Origin of the sequence: Bacillus sp. FSL P2-0069 (assembly GCF_038593315.1) — a bacterium.
GTDB lineage: Bacteria > Bacillota > Bacilli > Bacillales > Bacillaceae > Bacillus > Bacillus safensis.
Genome location: NZ_CP151984.1, coordinates 2030812 through 2048288, shown reverse-complemented (window position 1 = coordinate 2048288; position 17477 = coordinate 2030812). Strand labels below are relative to the sequence as shown.

Below are 17477 nucleotides of genomic sequence, written 5' to 3'. Positions count from 1 at the left end.
ATGATCAGAGGAATATTGATTGCTATTTTAGGAATTGCTGTCATCTCAACAGGTTACTGGGGCTATAAAGAACATCAAGAAAAAGACGCCGTCCTGCTTCATGCTGAGAACAACTACCAAAGAGCCTTCCACGATTTAACGTATCAGGTGGATCAGCTGCATGACAAACTGGGCGCAACACTTGCGATGAACAGCCAAACATCCATCTCACCAGCACTTGCAGATGTATGGAGAATGTCATCAGAAGCGCATAACAATGTCAGCCAGCTCCCGCTTACATTGATGCCTTTTAATAAAACGGAAGAATTTCTGGCGAATGTCGGAGACTTTAGCTACAAATCATCAGTCAAATCTTTATCAGATGAACCATTAAATAAAGATACACACAAAACCATTACAGCTCTATATAATCAAGCGTCAGATATCCAAAACGAACTTAGACAAGTGCAGCACCTCGTACTTAATAAAAACTTAAAATGGATGGATGTTGAAATGGCGCTCGCTGACGGCGATCGAAAGAACGACAACACCATCATTGACGGGCTGAAAACAGTCGAGAGAAATGCAGATGCATTTGCAGATGTCGATCTTGGTCCTACAAATGTGTCCACAGAAAAAGAAACACAAGGATACAATCATTTAAAAGGCGATAAGATTTCAAAAAAAGAAGCGATCCGCATTGCACAGCAATTCACACCTGACCATAATCAACATTTTAAAGTGAGAAAAAGCGGCAGCAAAACCAATCGCGACGTGTACAGCTTATCGATGTCTGATCCAGACAGCCATGCAAACTTTTATTTAGACTTAACTGAAAAAGGAGGACACCCAGTTTACCTTCTTCAGAATCGTGACGTGAAAAAACAGAAAATCAGTTTAAATGATGCATCAGAAAAAGCACTCAGCTTTTTAAAGAAGCAAGGGTTTGATACAGAATCGTTCCATTTAGATGAAAGTGCACAATTTGATAATATCGGTGTATTTACCTATGTTCCTCTTCAGAAAAATGTTCTGCTTTATCCAGATAGCATACGCATGAAAGTCGCATTGGACGATGGTGAGGTTGTTGGGTTTTCAGCGAAGGATTATTTAACGAATCATAAAACACGTGACATTAAATCACCTAAAATCTCGCAAAAAGAAGCGAAGAAAACATTAAATCAGCATGTAAAGATCGAAGATACTCATTTAGCGATTGTGCAAAATGATATGTCAGAGGAAGTTCTGTGCTATGAGTTCCTTGGAACGATAAAAAACGATACGTATCGCATGTTCATTAATGCAGATACTGGAAAAGAAGAACGAGTAGATAAACTAAAAAACGCAGAACCTATATATAAAGACCTATAGAAAAGGAAACAAGGAAAAGGCTAATAAGTCTTTTCCTTTTGTTTTAGACATGGTTTAATATAGGAGAGGATACGATTTCACAGATGAAAAGAGTGATGAGGAATGTTACAAATAGGGGATGCAATCACAATTGAATATGTCAATGAGAACAAAGAAGTGAAAACAGCAAAATCGAAGGTTTTGGAAAATAATAACGATGATATTTGCATTAATTATCCAGCTGATAAAGAAACGGGACGCACCATCTACTTAAACCAGCAAACAGAAATCACCGTCTTCTTTTTTGACGAAAACCAAATTCCATACAAATGTACAAGCGAAGTCATCGGAAAAAGAAAAGAAGATATCCCGATGATTGTTATTTCCATTCCGCCAAAAGAAGAAATGATTCGGCTTCAGCGAAGAGAATATCTGAGAGTGGATACGATGGTCAAAGCCACCATTATGCAAACGGATGAAGAGGCCTTTGAAACGTTTATTGTGAATATGAGTGCTGGCGGCGTAGCAATCTCTGTTCCTGAGGGCGTGTCATTGAAAGAATATGGAGAAGTGGTCACAGAGTTTGAACTTCCCCTAAAAGAGCCCGTGAAAATAAAAGCGGTTGCAGAGATGAATCGAGTATATCAAGATGAACAGTCTGGCAAAACAAGAGCGATCATGGAGTTTTCAGAGATCACAAATGATCACCAGCAGCACATCATGAAATACTGCTTCCAGCAGCAGCTTTTAACACGTGTGAAAAAAGCATAAGAATAAAGGGTGTAAAAAGCTTCCATACTAGAGAGGAAAGAATCTAGCGTGGAGGCTTTTTGTATGAAGACAATGGAAAGATGGTTATTGAAAGTGGTGCTCATTCAGCTTGTTTTATTGCTAACTGTTCAGATTACACTTCATTTGACGAAAGGAGAGCTTTTTTTGTCAAAAGTCGTGCAGTATGAGGGTGTGAATAACATGAGTATTGAAGAATGGATTGAAACGTTTAAGCAGAAGGATTGATAGAAAATTCCCCCGTTTGAGCGGTGATCGTGTTACAATTCATAAGGGAGATTCAATCAAGGAGAGGTATTATGAAAAAGAAATTATCTATAGCAATTGACGGTCCTGCAGCAGCAGGCAAAAGCACTGTGGCAAAAATTGTCGCAGCCAAAAAATCATATATTTATATTGATACAGGTGCTATGTACCGCGCGATTACACTTGCGGCACTCAATCAAGGTGTAGACCTTGAAGACGAACAGGCACTTGATTCATTACTGAAAAAAACGGTCATTGAACTAGTCACAACAGACGAGGGTCAAAAAGTCCATCTAAACAATACGGATGTCACAGAGGATATTCGCACAGACCGCGTAAGCAACCAGGTATCGGTTGTTGCAAAGCACAGAGCTGTTCGGGAAGAAATGGTCCGCAGGCAGCAAGAGCTTGGCAAACGAGGCGGCGTCGTTATGGACGGAAGAGACATAGGTACTCATGTACTTCCAGATGCTGAAGTGAAAATTTTCTTGCTTGCATCAGTAGAAGAAAGAGCAAAACGCCGCTTTGAAGAGAATCAGAAAAAAGGCTACGATGTCAATTACGATCAGCTGATCGAAGAGATTGCAAGACGCGATAAGCTTGATTCTGAGCGCGAAGTTTCACCTTTGAAGAAAGCGGATGACGCCATTGAAATTGACACCACTTCCCTTTCTATTCAAGAGGTGGCAGGGAAAATTTTAGATGCAGCAGACCGCGTGGAGAAACAGTAAGAAATTTTAGAAAACTTTTATAAGTTAGAGGTTTATCTCTTGACAAACAAGGTCTTTTATTAGAAGTTTATACTAATACTATTTTTATTGATCATTCAAGCAATTATATTGATTTGAATGTTTCTATAATACATATTCGGCTGGCAATCATCATGCTTAAGACACATATTCGCCCAGTCGTTTTAACTAAGCTGTGTAGGTTTGGACCAAGGAGGTTATCGAAATGACAGAGGAAATGAATCAAATCGATGTTCAGGTACCAGAGGTTGGAGATGTAGTGAAAGGGATTGTTTCTAAAGTTGAGGACAAGCATGTTAATGTAGATATCGTCAATGTGAAACAACCTGGTATCATCCCAATCAGTGAATTATCAAGTCTTCACGTTGAAAAAGCATCAGATGTCGTGAAAGATGGCGACGAGTTAGAGCTTAAAGTAACAAAGGTCGAAGACGATGCTTTGATTTTATCTAAACGTGCTGTTGATGCAGACCGCGCTTGGGAAGACCTAGAGAAAAAGTTTGAAACAAAAGAAGTATTTGAAGCTGAAGTAAAAGACGTTGTAAAAGGTGGTCTTGTCGTTGACATTGGTGTGCGCGGATTTATTCCTGCATCTCTTGTAGAAGCACACTATGTAGAAGACTTCACAGATTACAAAGGGAAAACACTCTCACTTGTCGTGGTAGAACTTGACCGCGAAAAAAACCGCGTGATTCTCTCACACCGTGCAGTCGTTGAGCAAGAGCAATTAGACAAAAAGCAAGACTTCCTGCAAAAGCTTGAAGTAGGCAGTGTGATTGATGGTAAAGTGCAGCGGCTTACTGATTTTGGTGCATTTGTTGACATTGGCGGCATTGACGGATTAGTTCACATTTCTCAACTATCCCATGCGCATGTTGAAAAGCCATCTGACGTAGTAGAAGAAGGACAGGAAGTCAAGGTCAAAGTACTTGCTGTTGATCGTGATAACGAACGTATCTCACTATCTATTAAAGAAACATTACCAGGACCTTGGAGCCAAATTGGTGAAAAGGTAAAACAAGGTGATGTGCTTGAAGGAACCGTTCAACGTCTTGTGAGCTTTGGTGCATTTGTTGAAATTCTGCCAGGTGTAGAAGGACTTGTGCATATTTCCCAAATCTCTCATAAACATATCGGCACGCCGCAAGAAGTCCTTGAAGAAGGGCAGACTGTGAAAGTGAAAGTGCTTGATGTGAATGAAGACGAAGAGCGCATTTCACTAAGCATCCGTGATTTAGAAGAAAATCCTGAAAAACAAATCGAAGAAGATTATCGTCAATATCAGGCGAAAGAAGAAAACACAAGCGGATTCCAGCTTGGTGACCTGATCGGCGATAAACTCAATAAACTAAAATAATTTGGTGATCAAAATTGACGCGAGCAGAAAGAAAGAAGCAGCATATTGAGCATGCGTTGTCCACTGGCCAGCATGCAGCAACAGGTTTAGATGATGTTTCCTTCGTTCACGCCAGTTTACCAGATCTTGCGACATCACAAATTGATACACAAACGACAATTGGCGGACTGACTTTCGGTTCGCCAATTTTTATCAATGCAATGACTGGCGGAGGCGGAGAATCCACCTATGAGATCAACCGCTCTTTATCGATCGCAGCGAAGGAGACCAATATCCCAGTAGCAGTTGGATCACAAATGGCTGCACTGAAAGATAAAGAAGAAAGACGAACATATGAAGTCGTTCGTAAAGTCAATCCGGATGGAATTGTATTTGCGAATTTAGGCAGTGAAGCGACAATGAAGCAAGCTCAAGAAGCAGTCAACATGCTCGAGGCGAATATGCTCCAAATTCATCTGAATGTCATCCAAGAGATTGTCATGCCTGAAGGCGATCGCGATTTCAGGGGGGCACTTGAGCGGATTGCAGCGATCGTTGAATCTGTTGGTGTGCCTGTTGTTGTAAAAGAAGTCGGGTTTGGCATGAGCAAGGAGACGGCAGGAAAGTTATTTCATGCTGGGGTTGCAGCCGTTGATGTAGGCGGATTTGGTGGAACGAACTTCTCCAAGATTGAAAATCTCCGACGCCAAAAAGCACTTCGTTATTTTGATCAATGGGGAATTCCAACTGCAGCGAGTCTTGCTGAAGTACATACAGCCTTTCAGAGTCAAACGATTTTAGCCTCCGGAGGTATTCAAGATGCTCTTGATGTAACCAAATCAATGGCTCTTGGCGCATCTGCTGCTGGTCTAGCTGGATTTTTCTTAAAATCATTGACCAGTGGAGGAGAAAGCGGCCTCATCGAAGATATCATGGAACTTCAAGAAGATATCAAGATGATGATGACAGTGCTTGGCGTGAAGACGATTGAAGAACTGAGACAGGCTCAAGTTGTGATCTCAGGGGAAACAAGTCATTGGCTCAAAGAAAGAGGCGTTGACACAACGTACTATAGTCAGAGAGGCATGTGATATCACATGCCTCAGCGCGTAGACAAACCCTCGCATTCGGTGTCAATTCTGCGTGCCGGTGCTCACGAATGTCAAATTCGCTCCGCCCCGGTACTCGCCCTTCCTAGGGCTGCAAAGGTTTTCTATCACGCTGAAAAGAAGACAAAGATCCAAAATAAAGAACATTTTAGCCCTTTGTCAACAAATCTAAGGCATGTGATCATCACATGCCTTTTTTTATTGATTTCTTTTTCGAGCGCTTTCTGGACCTTCTAATGCTGTTGCACCTTTATGATGAATGGATTGATCGCGGTCAGATTCCACTCTTTTTGACGCCTTTAAACGTTTTTCCTGTCTATCTTTTCCCATCATGTATCCCTCCTCAGGTTATTAGGGTGTCACCTCTTGTTTATTTCATACAGAGCCGGTAACGATCCGCATGTTTAAAAATTGGAGATTTTCCCATAATGTAATTGAGGTGATGAGGCGTTGGAGGCTTTGTACTATTATTGGTCTATATGGTTCGTTTGGATTATGGTGACATTTATCATGGAAAAAAGTTTGTGGCGCAGCGTGCTGGGCATCTGTGTACTTGTCCATATTATATTCAGTCATATCATGATATCCGTTTTAGATATGAGCATCAATGCGGGATTCTTGATGACTTTTTTATATGCATGTGCTGCTTTCGTCATATATAGGCCTAGTTACCGAATGATGAGAATCATGCAATTGGGCTCGATGGTGAGCGCGTATGCCTTTTTTATGATGTTTGCATTATATGACCCTGTTTGGTTCACGATAATAAAGGTGGATTGGGTCGTATTTATCCTGCTGATCTTAATGTGTATGACATATGGACAGCCGTTAACGGAAAGAATCACCTTATGGATGATGTCAGTATGTCTCGGCGAAGCCCTTTATGCGCTGACGATTCACCGCCTCACATCATCAATTGTCCTAGGAGATCTCTCTTTTCTTTCCTTCGTTGTACAAGGAGCGGTCTTCCTATTAGGTGTCGATCAGCTTGAAAAGCTCTTAAACGCCCGTTCATCAAGAAAATCAGTAAAAGGGGCTGCAAAATCAACATGACAGACTATACGTTTCCTGTGATTATTGGTGTCATCTTTGGGATGGCGGCCAGACTTTACATGTTAAGAACGGATTACCGGCAATACCCAACGTATATTCATGGACAAGTGATTCACATTGCACTTGGTTTTATTGCGTCAGGATTAGGTGCGATCATTATGCCTGCACTAATTCAGGAGGAATTTACAGCGATTACCTTTCTCACTTTGGCAGCCACACAATTTCGAGATGTCCGAAATATGGAAAGAAATACGTTAACCCAAATGGATTCGTATGAGCTTGTCTCACGAGGCAGTACATATATAGAAGGCATTGCTATTGCCTTTGAAAGTCGAAATTATATTGCCATTCTCACTGCACTTATTACAACGACAGCCTGTATTTTCTTCTCGCTTGTTGTTGGAACAGTAGTCGGTATTCTTTGTTTTTTCATGGCAAAGCTATTAATGTCAGGCAGTCAATTAAAGGATATCGTCAGCATTCAAAAAGGGGAACTTCGCTTTGATGGGGCAGGGCTTTATGTGAATGATATATACATTATGAATATCGGGCTGCCTGAAAAGCAAAAACTCATTTTAGAGCATGGGATGGGCTTTATTTTGACGCCGAAAAATTTCAACTCTGCTACAACGATTGCCAACCTTGGACAGCGGCAAGCCATTTTATTTGATTTATCAAACGTGCTTGGCGTGTACCGCGATTCTGGTGAACCATCGCTCTGTCCGCTCGCAAAACGTGATCTGAATACCGGTACACTTGGTGTGTTCATTTTACCGCAATGGCAGCGTGAAGATTTGGCTGTACGTGTATTAGAAGAGGTGCCTATTTTAGAAAATGCCATAAGAATGCCGACAGATTTCATTAAAAAGAAAGTGAGGTAATAGGGCATGGCGAACACCATTGAACAATTTATATTGGCTGTGGCAACAACTAATAAAGAGCGGGTCATTGGCGGAACAGCGGTTTTTTTCTGTGAAAATAAAGAAGAGCTCGACATGTATGCCATGAATTTAGAGGCCATTTTAGATGGAATTGCACACGGCATTGGAGAAGATCTTTACTTGATTGTCAAACATTTTTAAGTTATTCATTGTGGTCTGATTAAAAATTGATATAATATATAAGTTGAACCCTTCATGTTTGAAGGGTTTATTTCATAAATCTGAATGAAAATTATAAATCCCGGTTGAAACATGATGATGAACATATTGAATCGCGGCTGGATTGAAAGGAAGGGTACTATGGGTAAACCTGTCGTAGCCATTGTTGGAAGGCCCAACGTTGGAAAATCTACAATTTTTAATCGAATCGCAGGCGAAAGAATATCGATTGTAGAAGACACACCTGGTGTAACAAGAGATCGAATCTATAGCTCTGCTGAATGGTTAAATTATGACTTTAATTTAATAGATACTGGTGGAATTGATATTGGAGATGAGCCATTCTTGGCGCAAATTCGCCATCAGGCAGAAATCGCAATGGATGAAGCGGATGTCATTATCTTTATGGTGAATGGTCGAGATGGCGTGACATCTGCGGATGAAGAAGTCGCAAAAATTTTATATCGTACGAAAAAGCCAGTTGTACTTGCTGTCAATAAACTGGACAACCCTGAAATGAGAAGCGATGTGTATGACTTTTATGCACTCGGATTTGGCGAGCCGTTTCCGATTTCTGGAACGCACGGATTAGGTCTTGGTGATCTGCTTGATGCAGTGGCAGAACACTTTAAGAACTTACCGGATACGCAATATGCTGAAGAAGTTGTTCAGTTTTGCTTAATTGGCCGCCCGAATGTAGGGAAATCTTCTTTAGTGAATGCGATGCTCGGAGAAGACCGCGTCATTGTCAGCAACATTGCTGGTACAACAAGAGATGCTGTCGATACGATGTTTACGTACAATCAGCGTGACTTTGTCATTGTCGATACAGCAGGTATGAGGAAAAAAGGGAAAGTATATGAAACAACAGAGAAATACAGTGTACTTCGTGCATTAAAAGCCATTGACCGCTCTGATGTTGTCGCTGTTGTACTTGACGGCGAGGAAGGCATTATTGAGCAGGATAAACGAATTGCGGGCTATGCACACGAAGCTGGTAAAGCTGTTGTCATCATTGTGAACAAATGGGATGCTGTTGAAAAAGATGAGCGCACGATGAAGGAATTTGAGCAAAACATCCGCGAACATTTTCAATTCCTTGATTATGCACCTGTCTTGTTTATGTCAGCTCTTACGAAAAAGAGAATTCATACATTAATGCCGTCCATTATCACAGCAAGCGAAAACCATGCAATGCGCGTTCAAACCAATATTTTAAATGATATCATCATGGATGCGGTGGCGATGAATCCAACGCCGACCCATAACGGACAGCGCCTAAAGATTTACTATGCAACACAGGTGGCCATTAAGCCTCCGTCCTTCGTTGTGTTTGTCAACGATCCAGAGCTTATGCACTTTTCTTATGAGCGTTTCCTAGAAAACCGCATTCGAGATGCATTTGGTTTTGAAGGAACACCGATTAAAATATTTGCGAGAGCGAGAAAATAAAAAGGGTGAGCAGGATGAAGAAAATTTCAGTACTTGGAGCAGGCAGCTGGGGAACAGCTCTTGCGCTTGTATTAGCTGATAATCATCATGATGTACACATGTGGGGACATAGACAAGAGCTCATTGATCAAATCAATGAGAAACATGAAAATCATGATTACTTGCCAAATGTCGAACTGCCAGCGTCTATTCAGGCGACAACCGATATGAAGCAGGCTTTAGAGGGGACAGAGGCGGTTATTGTCGCTGTGCCAACAAAGGCCATTCGTGAGGTATTGAAGCAGGCAAATGAGCTGATCTCATCGAAGGTGCCATTTGTCCATGTCAGTAAGGGAATTGAACCAGATACACTTCTTAGAATTTCTCAAATGATTGAACAAGAAGTCCCATCTGAGAAAAGAGAGGCTGTCGTTGTCCTATCAGGGCCGAGCCATGCAGAAGAAGTAGGTCTGCGTCATCCGACAACTGTCACTGTCTCGTCAGAAAATATTGAAGCAGCTCAATTTGTTCAAGATTTATTCATGAACAATCATTTTAGAGTGTACACAAACCCTGATGTGATTGGGGTGGAAATTGGCGGCGCATTGAAAAATATCATTGCTCTAGCCGCTGGTATCACAGACGGACTTGGATATGGTGACAATGCAAAAGCGGCGCTTATCACAAGAGGACTTGCTGAAATCGCACGTCTTGGCACAAAAATGGGAGGGAATCCCCTTACATTTGCTGGATTGACAGGCGTTGGCGATTTAATTGTGACATGTACAAGTGTTCATTCGCGTAACTGGCGCTGCGGGAATTTACTCGGTAAAGGATATAAGCTCGAAGAAGTGCTTGAAAAAATGGGCATGGTTGTCGAAGGCGTCCGCACAACAAAAGGCGCTTATCAGCTCTCCAAAGAATACAAGGTCAGCATGCCGATCACAGAGGCTCTTTACGGCGTCCTGTTTGAAGGGAAAAAGGTGGACGATGCTGTAGAATCATTGATGGCACGTGTGAAAACACATGAGATGGAAGACCTTGTGAACATGTTTGAAAACCAAACAAAATAAAAGGAAAGACTGAACTTAGGCATGTAGAGGATGCAAGAAGGGGAAGACTTGCATAACATAGCAATGAAGTTTGAATAGAGCTTTGCCTCTACAGAATGAGGAAAATAGTCGATCAATGACTGAAGCAGAGTCCCCCTCTTTGCTTCAGTTTTTTTATGCGCTTTTTTCTGAATGATTGGAAAAATGATTGATATTTACCTTATTTTTGGTTTAAAATGAAATATAAACGCTTACAATTCGTTCGTTTTGAAGGGGGACAGGCACGATGAGTTTTGCTTTAATCAAGATGTGGTTTGCGCTTGGTTCAATGGGGCTCATGTTTTTAGCCGTAGTAACCATTTATCTCAGCAGGTTTAAGCTGAAAAGCAAATTTCTTAAAATAACGGCCTCGACCGTTGCATACAGCTTGATGCTGATATCAGGTATCATTGTGTTTTTAGTTGTCTTTAGCGGACCGGTCAATGAATAAAGAAAAAGGAAGAATGTGATGATCAAAGCAAAAGTCAGTGTCACACTGTTAGCACTTATTTTATTAACAGGATGTCTGTATCCAGAAAATCGCAAAGCTGAGAACCGGGTGCCATACGAAGAGCAGCTGCAAAGTGTACAGACAGCGATTGAGGAATTTCAAAAAGCAACAAATGGTCTTTTGCCTATAGAAACGAAAGAAGCAGACACGCCGGTTTATCAGAAATATGTCATCGACTTTAAGCGCTTGTCACCAAGATATTTACACGATGTACCGTCTACATCTTATGAAGGCGGGGGCGAATATATTTATGTCCTCACAGACGTCGAAAAGAAACCCACTGTGAAACTGCTTGATGTCAAAATGACGCAGACCATCAATGAATTACGGCTTAGAATCAAGATGTATCAAGATGAACATACATATCCGCCATACGGCAAAGTCGTATCAGCCAATTTATATACGTTAAATGAAAAAAAACTAGGATTAAAATCGCCGCCTGCGGTGATAAGTCCTGTGACAGGGAATTCCCTCCCACTACTGATTTCATCAAACGGTGACATCTATGTGGACTACCGCAGTGATTTTGCTCACATTTTGAAGAATACGAAGCAAAAGCTGAAACCAGGTGAAAACATTCAAGATGTATATTGGCAGGAAACCCCGTTTGTACCCGCGTTTTCTGTCCCATATACCATCAACAAAAAAGGTGAGCCTGCCTTTTTAGAAAAAAAGACGTCATAAACAAGAATGAACCTTTTTCCTCTGCATATAAATGAGGAGAAAGGTTTTTTTATGGCTAAACTTACTCTCAAAACAAAAAGGTGTCATATTCAAATAGGACAACGTCATACACATATATTGTCCAGACACCTTTCAAGCACAGTTTGATTGAAGAATAGAGTATTAATTTGAAAACGAGGATAGCAAGTCCGGGAGGGGATCACTTGGAAAAAGTCGATATTTTCAAGGATATCGCTGAACGAACAGGAGGCGATATATATTTAGGAGTCGTTGGCGCTGTTCGTACAGGGAAATCTACGTTTATTAAAAAGTTTATGGAGCTCGTGGTGCTCCCGAATATCAATAATGAGGCAGATCGTGCAAGAGCACAGGATGAATTGCCGCAAAGCGCAGCAGGAAAAACCATTATGACCACAGAGCCAAAATTTGTACCGAATCAAGCAGCATCAATTCACGTGAGTGACGGCCTTGATGTCAACATCAGACTTGTCGATTGTGTGGGATACACTGTCCCTGGTGCGCGCGGGTATGAAGATGAAAATGGCCCAAGAATGATCAATACGCCGTGGTATGAAGAGCCAATCCCGTTTCATGAAGCAGCGGAAATTGGTACACGCAAGGTTATTCAAGAGCATTCAACAATAGGTGTAGTGATTACAACAGATGGTTCCATTGGAGAAATTCCAAGACATGATTATATTGAATCTGAAGAACGTGTAATTGATGAACTCAAAGAGGTTGGAAAGCCGTTTATTATGGTCATTAACTCTGTGAGGCCATATCATCCTGAAACAGAAGCGCTCCGGCAGGAACTTAGCCAAAAGTATGATATTCCAGTACTCGCCATGAGCGTAGAAAGTATGAGAGAGCAAGACGTACTCAGCGTTCTTCGTGAAGCATTATATGAATTCCCAGTTCTAGAGGTGAATGTGAACCTGCCAAGCTGGGTGATGGTGCTAAAAGAAGATCACTGGCTGAGAGAGAGCTATCAGGATTCAGTAAAGGAAACTGTAAAGGATATTAAAAGATTAAGAGATGTCGACCGTGTCGTTGGTCAATTCAGTGAATTTGATTTTATCGAAAGAGCGGGTTTAGCAGGAATTGAAATGGGTCAGGGGATTGCGGAGATTGACCTGTATGCGCCAGATGATCTATATGATCATATTTTAAAAGAAGTGGTTGGTGTAGAAATTAGAGGAAAAGACCATCTTCTAGAGCTCATGCAAGACTTTGCTCATGCTAAGACAGAATATGATCAAGTATCAGACGCATTAAAAATGGTGAAGCAGACTGGTTACGGGATTGCAGCGCCAGCGCTATCAGATATGAGTTTAGATGAGCCAGAAATCATTAGGCAGGGATCAAGATTCGGCGTGAGATTAAAAGCGGTCGCTCCATCTATTCATATGATCAAAGTAGATGTAGAGAGCGAATTTGCACCGATTATCGGAACAGAAAAACAAAGTGAAGAGCTCGTCCGCTACTTAATGCAAGACTTTGAAGATGATCCGCTTTCGATCTGGAATTCAGATATATTTGGCCGTTCCCTCAGCTCCCTTGTCAGAGAAGGCATTCAAGCAAAGCTGTCTCTCATGCCGGAAAACGCAAGATATAAGCTGAAGGAAACGCTTGAAAGAATCATTAACGAAGGATCAGGCGGTTTGATCGCGATTATTTTATAGTAAGTGAGACCTCTCATTGATGGGGTCTTTTTTTGCGTGTAGAATGAGTCATAAAAAGACAATTGTATAAAGATTAGTCAGATTCAGGCTGAAATTAGGAATATTCGTTCGCAAAAGTGCCCTTAATCCTTGACGAATAAGGATTCTTCCCTTTAAAATGCTTGATATGGTATTTCATATGTGTTAATCTACTTACAGAAAATCTTCACTTTGTTGGACAAACATTCCTTCAAAGAGATGTTTTCTAATGAAAAGCCATGTATAACGCTTTCTAGACGCTCTTTTTTTCTGAAAAAGGGTATAGAAAGAAGATGAATTGTGAAGAAATGATAACAATCTACTGAATGCATATTTTTGGGAGGAGGTGAAAGGCATGAACAAGACAGAACTTATTAACGCGGTTGCTGAAGCAAGCGAGTTATCTAAAAAAGACGCGACAAAAGCAGTTGATTCTGTTTTTGATACAATTTTAGATGCACTTAAAAATGGTGACAAAATCCAACTTATTGGTTTTGGTAACTTTGAAGTACGTGAGCGTTCAGCTCGTAAAGGACGTAACCCACAAACTGGTGCAGAGATCGAAATCCCTGCAAGCAAAGTACCTGCTTTCAAACCAGGTAAAGCACTTAAAGACGCGGTGGCAGGTAAATAATCGTTATGTGTAATGATCCTGTTGAAGGAGTTATACATATACAGTTTCACACTGGTCTAGAAAAGCCCCTTTCATAAGGGGCTTTTCCTTTTGAATCAAAAGGTTCGTTTAGAACGCTCTCCTTTGCTTTTAGGATCTGAAGTGTGCTAGAATCTGAATGAAATGTAATCGCCTTTGGAGGATATAATACATGAGTGAAATAAATAAAGAATTAATTGAACACGCGGTACGCGATATATTAAAAGCAATCGGAGAAGATCCGGATCGTGAAGGACTTCTTGATACCCCAAAACGAGTCGCAAAAATGTATGAAGAAGTGTTCTCGGGATTAAATGAAGATCCAAAAGAACATTTTAAAACCATTTTTGGCGAAGACCACGAAGAACTCGTCCTTGTAAAAGATATTGCTTTCCATTCAATGTGTGAACACCACCTTGTGCCTTTCTACGGGAAAGCCCATGTTGCTTATATTCCGCGCGGAGGAAAAGTAACGGGACTTAGTAAGCTGGCAAGAGCTGTAGAAGCCGTGGCTAAACGCCCGCAGCTTCAGGAACGCATTACATCAACCATTGCAGATAGTATGGTGGAAACACTTAATCCGCATGGCGTGATGATTGTCGTTGAAGCAGAGCATATGTGTATGACGATGCGCGGAGTGAAAAAGCCAGGCGCTAAAACAGTCACATCAGCCGTCCGCGGCACATTTGCAAATGATGCAGCCGCAAGAGCAGAAGTGCTTTCCTTTATTAAAAACGACTAATTCAATAGATGGAAGGTGAACAAAATGAGTGAAAATAAAGCATCTGATTTTGTGGTGATTAAAGCCATTGATAATGGTGTAAACGTCATCGGCCTAACAAGAGGCTCTGATACAAGATTTCACCATTCCGAGAAACTCGATAAAGGTGAAGTGATCATTGCACAATTTACTGAGCATACGTCAGCGATCAAAGTAAGAGGCGATGCTGTCATTCAAACAAGCTTCGGCGAAATTCAAAGCGAAGCAAAGAAATAAAGAACTTGTAGCACTTGATAGCATAAAAGTGAGAGCTGATATGGTATAATAAATCTCTATACAATGTGCAGGTCTACATATGAAACTGTAATTTTTGGGACAAGGGTGATATCTTTGCAAGACATCTACGGAATTTTATCTAATCTAAATATAAAATTAAATAAAAAGCTTTCTCATCCTTATTTGGCGAAGCATTTACGCGCACCACTCATCGATGAAGATAAGCTCCTTCTTTTTCATGCAATGTTTGAAGAAGCTCAAATTGATGCAGAGAAAAAAGAAAATTATATTTTAACGGCGATGCTTGTGCAAATTGCCCTTGATACCCATGACGAAGTCACAACTGCTGCAGCCATCAAGCAAGACGAATTCAAAAATCGTCAGCTGACCATCCTGGCAGGAGACTATTTCAGCGGTCTCTATTATTCTCTTCTCTCTGACATGAAAGACATTTATATGATCCGCACGCTCGCTACGGCGATCAAAGAGATCAATGAACATAAAATTAGACTGTATGACCGGTCCATTCAAGATGCAGCGCACTTTTACAAAAGTGTAGCTACAGTTGAATCTGCGCTTTTCCAAAGGATTTCTGAGCATTTTCAATTAACGCATTGGAATGAGATTGCAAGTCGTTTTCTTGTTTATAAACGTTTCATGAAACAAGCAGAAAATGACAAACATTTAAAACTTTTTTTGAACGATCGTTATACAGACGCCTATTCGTGCTTTGACAATTTTGAGAATGAAGGCTATGAAAAGGCCAAACGAACGATCAAGGAGCATCTTGTTTCATCTCCGGTCGTTCAAAAAGAGCTATTAAATCGCTTGGATCATATGAAAAATGAGCCTGCGTACCATCAGAAAGTGGAAGAAGGGTAAGTCATGCAGCAATCAAAAGAACAGCGAGTACACGGTGTATTTGAAAAAATTTATAAAAACTATGATCAAATGAACTCTGTCATCAGCTTTAAACAGCATAAAAAATGGCGCGATAAAACAATGAAACTTATGAATGTGCAAAAAGGGTCTAAAGCATTAGATGTATGCTGCGGGACAGCCGATTGGACAATTGCTCTTGCAGATGCTGTTGGAGAAAAAGGCGAGGTCAAAGGCCTTGATTTCAGTAAAAACATGCTGAGTGTTGGAGAAACGAAGGTGAAGACTGGGGGCTACAAACAAATTGAATTGCTTCATGGCAATGCGATGGAGCTCCCTTTTGAGGACAACTCATTTGATTATGTCACCATCGGTTTTGGACTTAGAAACGTTCCTGATTATTTAACGGTGCTCAAGGAAATGGCAAGAGTAGTGAAGCCTGGCGGAATGGTTGTCTGTCTCGAGACTTCACAGCCTGAGATGATCGGCTTTAAACAGGGCTACTACATCTATTTCAAATACATTATGCCGCTCTTTGGTAAATTGTTTGCCAAAAGCTATCAGGAGTATTCATGGCTTCAAGAATCAGCCAAAACGTTCCCTGGCATGAAAGAGCTGGCGGCTCTGTTCGAAGAGGCCGGGTTGTCTGATGTCTCGTATCATCCATTTACAGGCGGTGTAGCAGCAACACATATCGGAAAGAAGCTTTGAATAAACGATATTTGGGTGAAGATAATGAAATTAAAAGCAATGATCTCTTTTTTAAATCATGATATCGATATAATTGAAAAAGAGCTTGAACAAACAGTTCGCTCTGATTATGCATTATTAAGTGAAGCAGGTCTTCATTTGCTGCAAGCGGGCGGAAAACGAATCCGCCCCGTTTTTGTTCTCCTTTCAGGCATGTTTGGTGACTATGACATTAATAAAATTAAATATGTTGCCGTTGCCCTCGAGCTGATTCATATGGCATCACTTGTTCACGATGATGTCATTGATGATGCAGAGCTGAGAAGAGGCAAACCAACGATAAAGGCAAAATGGGATAACAGAATTGCCATGTACACAGGGGATTATATGTTTGCGAGATCACTTGAATACATGACAAAAATCAATCACCCAATGGCACATGAAATTTTGTCAAAAATGGTCGTCGAGCTTTGTCTTGGTGAGATAGAGCAAGTGAAAGATAAATATAATATGGATCAAAACCTCCGTACATATTTAAGAAGAATCAAACGAAAAACAGCCTTGCTCATTGCAGGCAGCTGTCAATTAGGCGCCATTGCAGCAGGTACAGATGAAAAAACACATAAAGCCCTCTATTGGTTTGGATACTATGTCGGCATGTCCTATCAAATCATTGATGATGTCCTTGATTTCACATCAACTGAAGAAGAGCTGGGCAAGCCTGTCGGAGGAGACCTTTTACAAGGGAATGTCACACTCCCAGTCTTATATGCACTGAAAAATCCGACACTAGAAGGTCAATTGAAGCTGATCAATAGTGAAACGACGGAGAAGCAGCTAGAGCCTGTCATTGAAAGCCTCAAACAAACAGATGCGATCGACCGCTCGATTCGAGTGAGTGAAATGTATTTGAAAAAAGCTTTTGAACAGCTCGACAAACTTCCTCGAGGACGTGCGAGAACGTCACTCGCCTCCATTGCAAAATATATTGGGAAACGAAAATTCTAATCAACGTGATGTTGATTGGTTTTTTTGTGAAATTTTTTGTCAAAAATTGATTATTATAAAAAAAAATGATACGATCACTTTGTAACAATGTAAGCCTATACATACATAACGACGGGGTGGAAA

General features: G+C 40.9%; 21 protein-coding genes. 20 read left to right on the top strand and 1 reads right to left on the bottom strand.

The window, feature by feature from the left end:
• From ypeB to fni, 6 genes are all read left to right on the top strand, one after another.
• Positions 1-1350: a germination protein YpeB gene (gene ypeB, locus NSQ34_RS10320; protein WP_046311625.1), complete on the top strand. Its 1350-nt coding sequence runs from the start codon at positions 1-3 to the stop codon at positions 1348-1350.
• Positions 1351-1452: 102 nt separating this feature from the next.
• Positions 1453-2100: a flagellar brake domain-containing protein gene (locus NSQ34_RS10315; protein WP_024422821.1), complete on the top strand. Its 648-nt coding sequence runs from the start codon at positions 1453-1455 to the stop codon at positions 2098-2100.
• A gap of 63 nt (positions 2101-2163) precedes the next feature.
• On the top strand, positions 2164-2346 hold the full coding sequence (locus NSQ34_RS10310) for a DUF5359 family protein (protein WP_024422820.1): 183 nt from the start codon (positions 2164-2166) through the stop codon (positions 2344-2346).
• Between the two features lie 71 nt (positions 2347-2417).
• A complete protein-coding gene (cmk, locus tag NSQ34_RS10305; protein WP_024428083.1) occupies positions 2418-3095 on the top strand; it encodes a (d)CMP kinase in 678 nt (225 codons plus the stop codon).
• 223 nt (positions 3096-3318) lie between these two features.
• On the top strand, positions 3319-4470 hold the full coding sequence (gene rpsA, locus NSQ34_RS10300; RefSeq protein WP_024422818.1) for a 30S ribosomal protein S1: 1152 nt from the start codon (positions 3319-3321) through the stop codon (positions 4468-4470).
• Positions 4471-4484: 14 nt separating this feature from the next.
• Entirely contained in the window at positions 4485-5540 is a 1056-nt protein-coding gene (fni, locus tag NSQ34_RS10295) for a type 2 isopentenyl-diphosphate Delta-isomerase (protein ID WP_120208147.1), read from the top strand.
• Between the two features lie 216 nt (positions 5541-5756).
• Here the strand turns inward: fni and NSQ34_RS10290 are convergent, their stop codons facing one another.
• Entirely contained in the window at positions 5757-5888 is a 132-nt protein-coding gene (locus tag NSQ34_RS10290) for a YpzI family protein (protein ID WP_064497540.1), read from the bottom strand.
• Positions 5889-6068: 180 nt separating this feature from the next.
• On the opposite strand from NSQ34_RS10290, the gene NSQ34_RS10285 reads away from it, so the two are divergent.
• The 14 genes from NSQ34_RS10285 (at position 6069) to hepT (ending at position 17354) form a co-directional block, all read left to right on the top strand.
• On the top strand, positions 6069-6611 hold the full coding sequence (locus tag NSQ34_RS10285; protein WP_254001354.1) for a hypothetical protein: 543 nt from the start codon (positions 6069-6071) through the stop codon (positions 6609-6611).
• Positions 6608-7492, top strand: coding sequence for a YIEGIA family protein (locus tag NSQ34_RS10280; RefSeq protein ID WP_024422816.1), 885 nt, complete (start codon positions 6608-6610; stop codon positions 7490-7492). The genes NSQ34_RS10285 and NSQ34_RS10280 overlap by 4 nt, the downstream gene beginning before the upstream one ends.
• A gap of 6 nt (positions 7493-7498) precedes the next feature.
• Positions 7499-7693, top strand: a complete 195-nt coding sequence (locus tag NSQ34_RS10275; RefSeq protein WP_008344527.1) for a hypothetical protein — start codon at positions 7499-7501, stop codon at positions 7691-7693.
• A 159-nt stretch (positions 7694-7852) separates the two neighbouring features.
• Positions 7853-9163: a ribosome biogenesis GTPase Der gene (gene der / locus NSQ34_RS10270; protein ID WP_034280419.1), complete on the top strand. Its 1311-nt coding sequence runs from the start codon at positions 7853-7855 to the stop codon at positions 9161-9163.
• Between the two features lie 14 nt (positions 9164-9177).
• A complete protein-coding gene (locus tag NSQ34_RS10265) occupies positions 9178-10215 on the top strand; it encodes an NAD(P)H-dependent glycerol-3-phosphate dehydrogenase (RefSeq protein ID WP_024428086.1) in 1038 nt (345 codons plus the stop codon).
• Positions 10216-10480: 265 nt separating this feature from the next.
• Positions 10481-10684: a DUF2768 domain-containing protein gene (locus tag NSQ34_RS10260; RefSeq protein ID WP_024422813.1), complete on the top strand. Its 204-nt coding sequence runs from the start codon at positions 10481-10483 to the stop codon at positions 10682-10684.
• Between the two features lie 18 nt (positions 10685-10702).
• Positions 10703-11428: a hypothetical protein gene (locus NSQ34_RS10255; protein WP_024428087.1), complete on the top strand. Its 726-nt coding sequence runs from the start codon at positions 10703-10705 to the stop codon at positions 11426-11428.
• A gap of 203 nt (positions 11429-11631) precedes the next feature.
• Complete coding sequence (gene spoIVA, locus NSQ34_RS10250; protein WP_008344534.1) at positions 11632-13110, top strand: stage IV sporulation protein A; 1479 nt, start codon at positions 11632-11634, stop codon at positions 13108-13110.
• 373 nt (positions 13111-13483) lie between these two features.
• Complete coding sequence (hbs, locus tag NSQ34_RS10245) at positions 13484-13762, top strand: non-specific DNA-binding protein Hbs (RefSeq protein WP_003215863.1); 279 nt, start codon at positions 13484-13486, stop codon at positions 13760-13762.
• Between the two features lie 190 nt (positions 13763-13952).
• Positions 13953-14522: a GTP cyclohydrolase I FolE gene (folE, locus tag NSQ34_RS10240; protein ID WP_003215789.1), complete on the top strand. Its 570-nt coding sequence runs from the start codon at positions 13953-13955 to the stop codon at positions 14520-14522.
• A gap of 24 nt (positions 14523-14546) precedes the next feature.
• On the top strand, positions 14547-14777 hold the full coding sequence (gene mtrB / locus NSQ34_RS10235) for a trp RNA-binding attenuation protein MtrB (RefSeq protein WP_008344541.1): 231 nt from the start codon (positions 14547-14549) through the stop codon (positions 14775-14777).
• Positions 14778-14891: 114 nt separating this feature from the next.
• A complete protein-coding gene (locus NSQ34_RS10230; RefSeq protein ID WP_024422811.1) occupies positions 14892-15659 on the top strand; it encodes a heptaprenyl diphosphate synthase component 1 in 768 nt (255 codons plus the stop codon).
• Positions 15660-15662: 3 nt separating this feature from the next.
• On the top strand, positions 15663-16367 hold the full coding sequence (locus NSQ34_RS10225; RefSeq protein WP_268456456.1) for a demethylmenaquinone methyltransferase: 705 nt from the start codon (positions 15663-15665) through the stop codon (positions 16365-16367).
• A 24-nt stretch (positions 16368-16391) separates the two neighbouring features.
• A complete protein-coding gene (hepT, locus tag NSQ34_RS10220; protein WP_024422809.1) occupies positions 16392-17354 on the top strand; it encodes a heptaprenyl diphosphate synthase component II in 963 nt (320 codons plus the stop codon).
• Positions 17355-17477 lie beyond the last annotated feature (123 nt).

Coding starts and splice junctions, on each gene's coding strand:
- ypeB (WP_046311625.1), top strand. CDS start 1: ATGATCAGAGGAATATTGATTGCTATTTTAGGAATTGCTGTCATCTCA.
- NSQ34_RS10315 (WP_024422821.1), top strand. CDS start 1,453: ATGTTACAAATAGGGGATGCAATCACAATTGAATATGTCAATGAGAAC.
- NSQ34_RS10310 (WP_024422820.1), top strand. CDS start 2,164: ATGAAGACAATGGAAAGATGGTTATTGAAAGTGGTGCTCATTCAGCTT.
- cmk (WP_024428083.1), top strand. CDS start 2,418: ATGAAAAAGAAATTATCTATAGCAATTGACGGTCCTGCAGCAGCAGGC.
- rpsA (WP_024422818.1), top strand. CDS start 3,319: ATGACAGAGGAAATGAATCAAATCGATGTTCAGGTACCAGAGGTTGGA.
- NSQ34_RS10290 (WP_064497540.1), bottom strand. CDS start 5,888: ATGGGAAAAGATAGACAGGAAAAACGTTTAAAGGCGTCAAAAAGAGTG.
- NSQ34_RS10285 (WP_254001354.1), top strand. CDS start 6,069: ATGGAAAAAAGTTTGTGGCGCAGCGTGCTGGGCATCTGTGTACTTGTC.
- NSQ34_RS10280 (WP_024422816.1), top strand. CDS start 6,608: ATGACAGACTATACGTTTCCTGTGATTATTGGTGTCATCTTTGGGATG.
- NSQ34_RS10275 (WP_008344527.1), top strand. CDS start 7,499: ATGGCGAACACCATTGAACAATTTATATTGGCTGTGGCAACAACTAAT.
- der (WP_034280419.1), top strand. CDS start 7,853: ATGGGTAAACCTGTCGTAGCCATTGTTGGAAGGCCCAACGTTGGAAAA.
- NSQ34_RS10265 (WP_024428086.1), top strand. CDS start 9,178: ATGAAGAAAATTTCAGTACTTGGAGCAGGCAGCTGGGGAACAGCTCTT.
- NSQ34_RS10260 (WP_024422813.1), top strand. CDS start 10,481: ATGAGTTTTGCTTTAATCAAGATGTGGTTTGCGCTTGGTTCAATGGGG.
- NSQ34_RS10255 (WP_024428087.1), top strand. CDS start 10,703: ATGATCAAAGCAAAAGTCAGTGTCACACTGTTAGCACTTATTTTATTA.
- hbs (WP_003215863.1), top strand. CDS start 13,484: ATGAACAAGACAGAACTTATTAACGCGGTTGCTGAAGCAAGCGAGTTA.
- folE (WP_003215789.1), top strand. CDS start 13,953: ATGAGTGAAATAAATAAAGAATTAATTGAACACGCGGTACGCGATATA.
- mtrB (WP_008344541.1), top strand. CDS start 14,547: ATGAGTGAAAATAAAGCATCTGATTTTGTGGTGATTAAAGCCATTGAT.
- NSQ34_RS10225 (WP_268456456.1), top strand. CDS start 15,663: ATGCAGCAATCAAAAGAACAGCGAGTACACGGTGTATTTGAAAAAATT.
- hepT (WP_024422809.1), top strand. CDS start 16,392: ATGAAATTAAAAGCAATGATCTCTTTTTTAAATCATGATATCGATATA.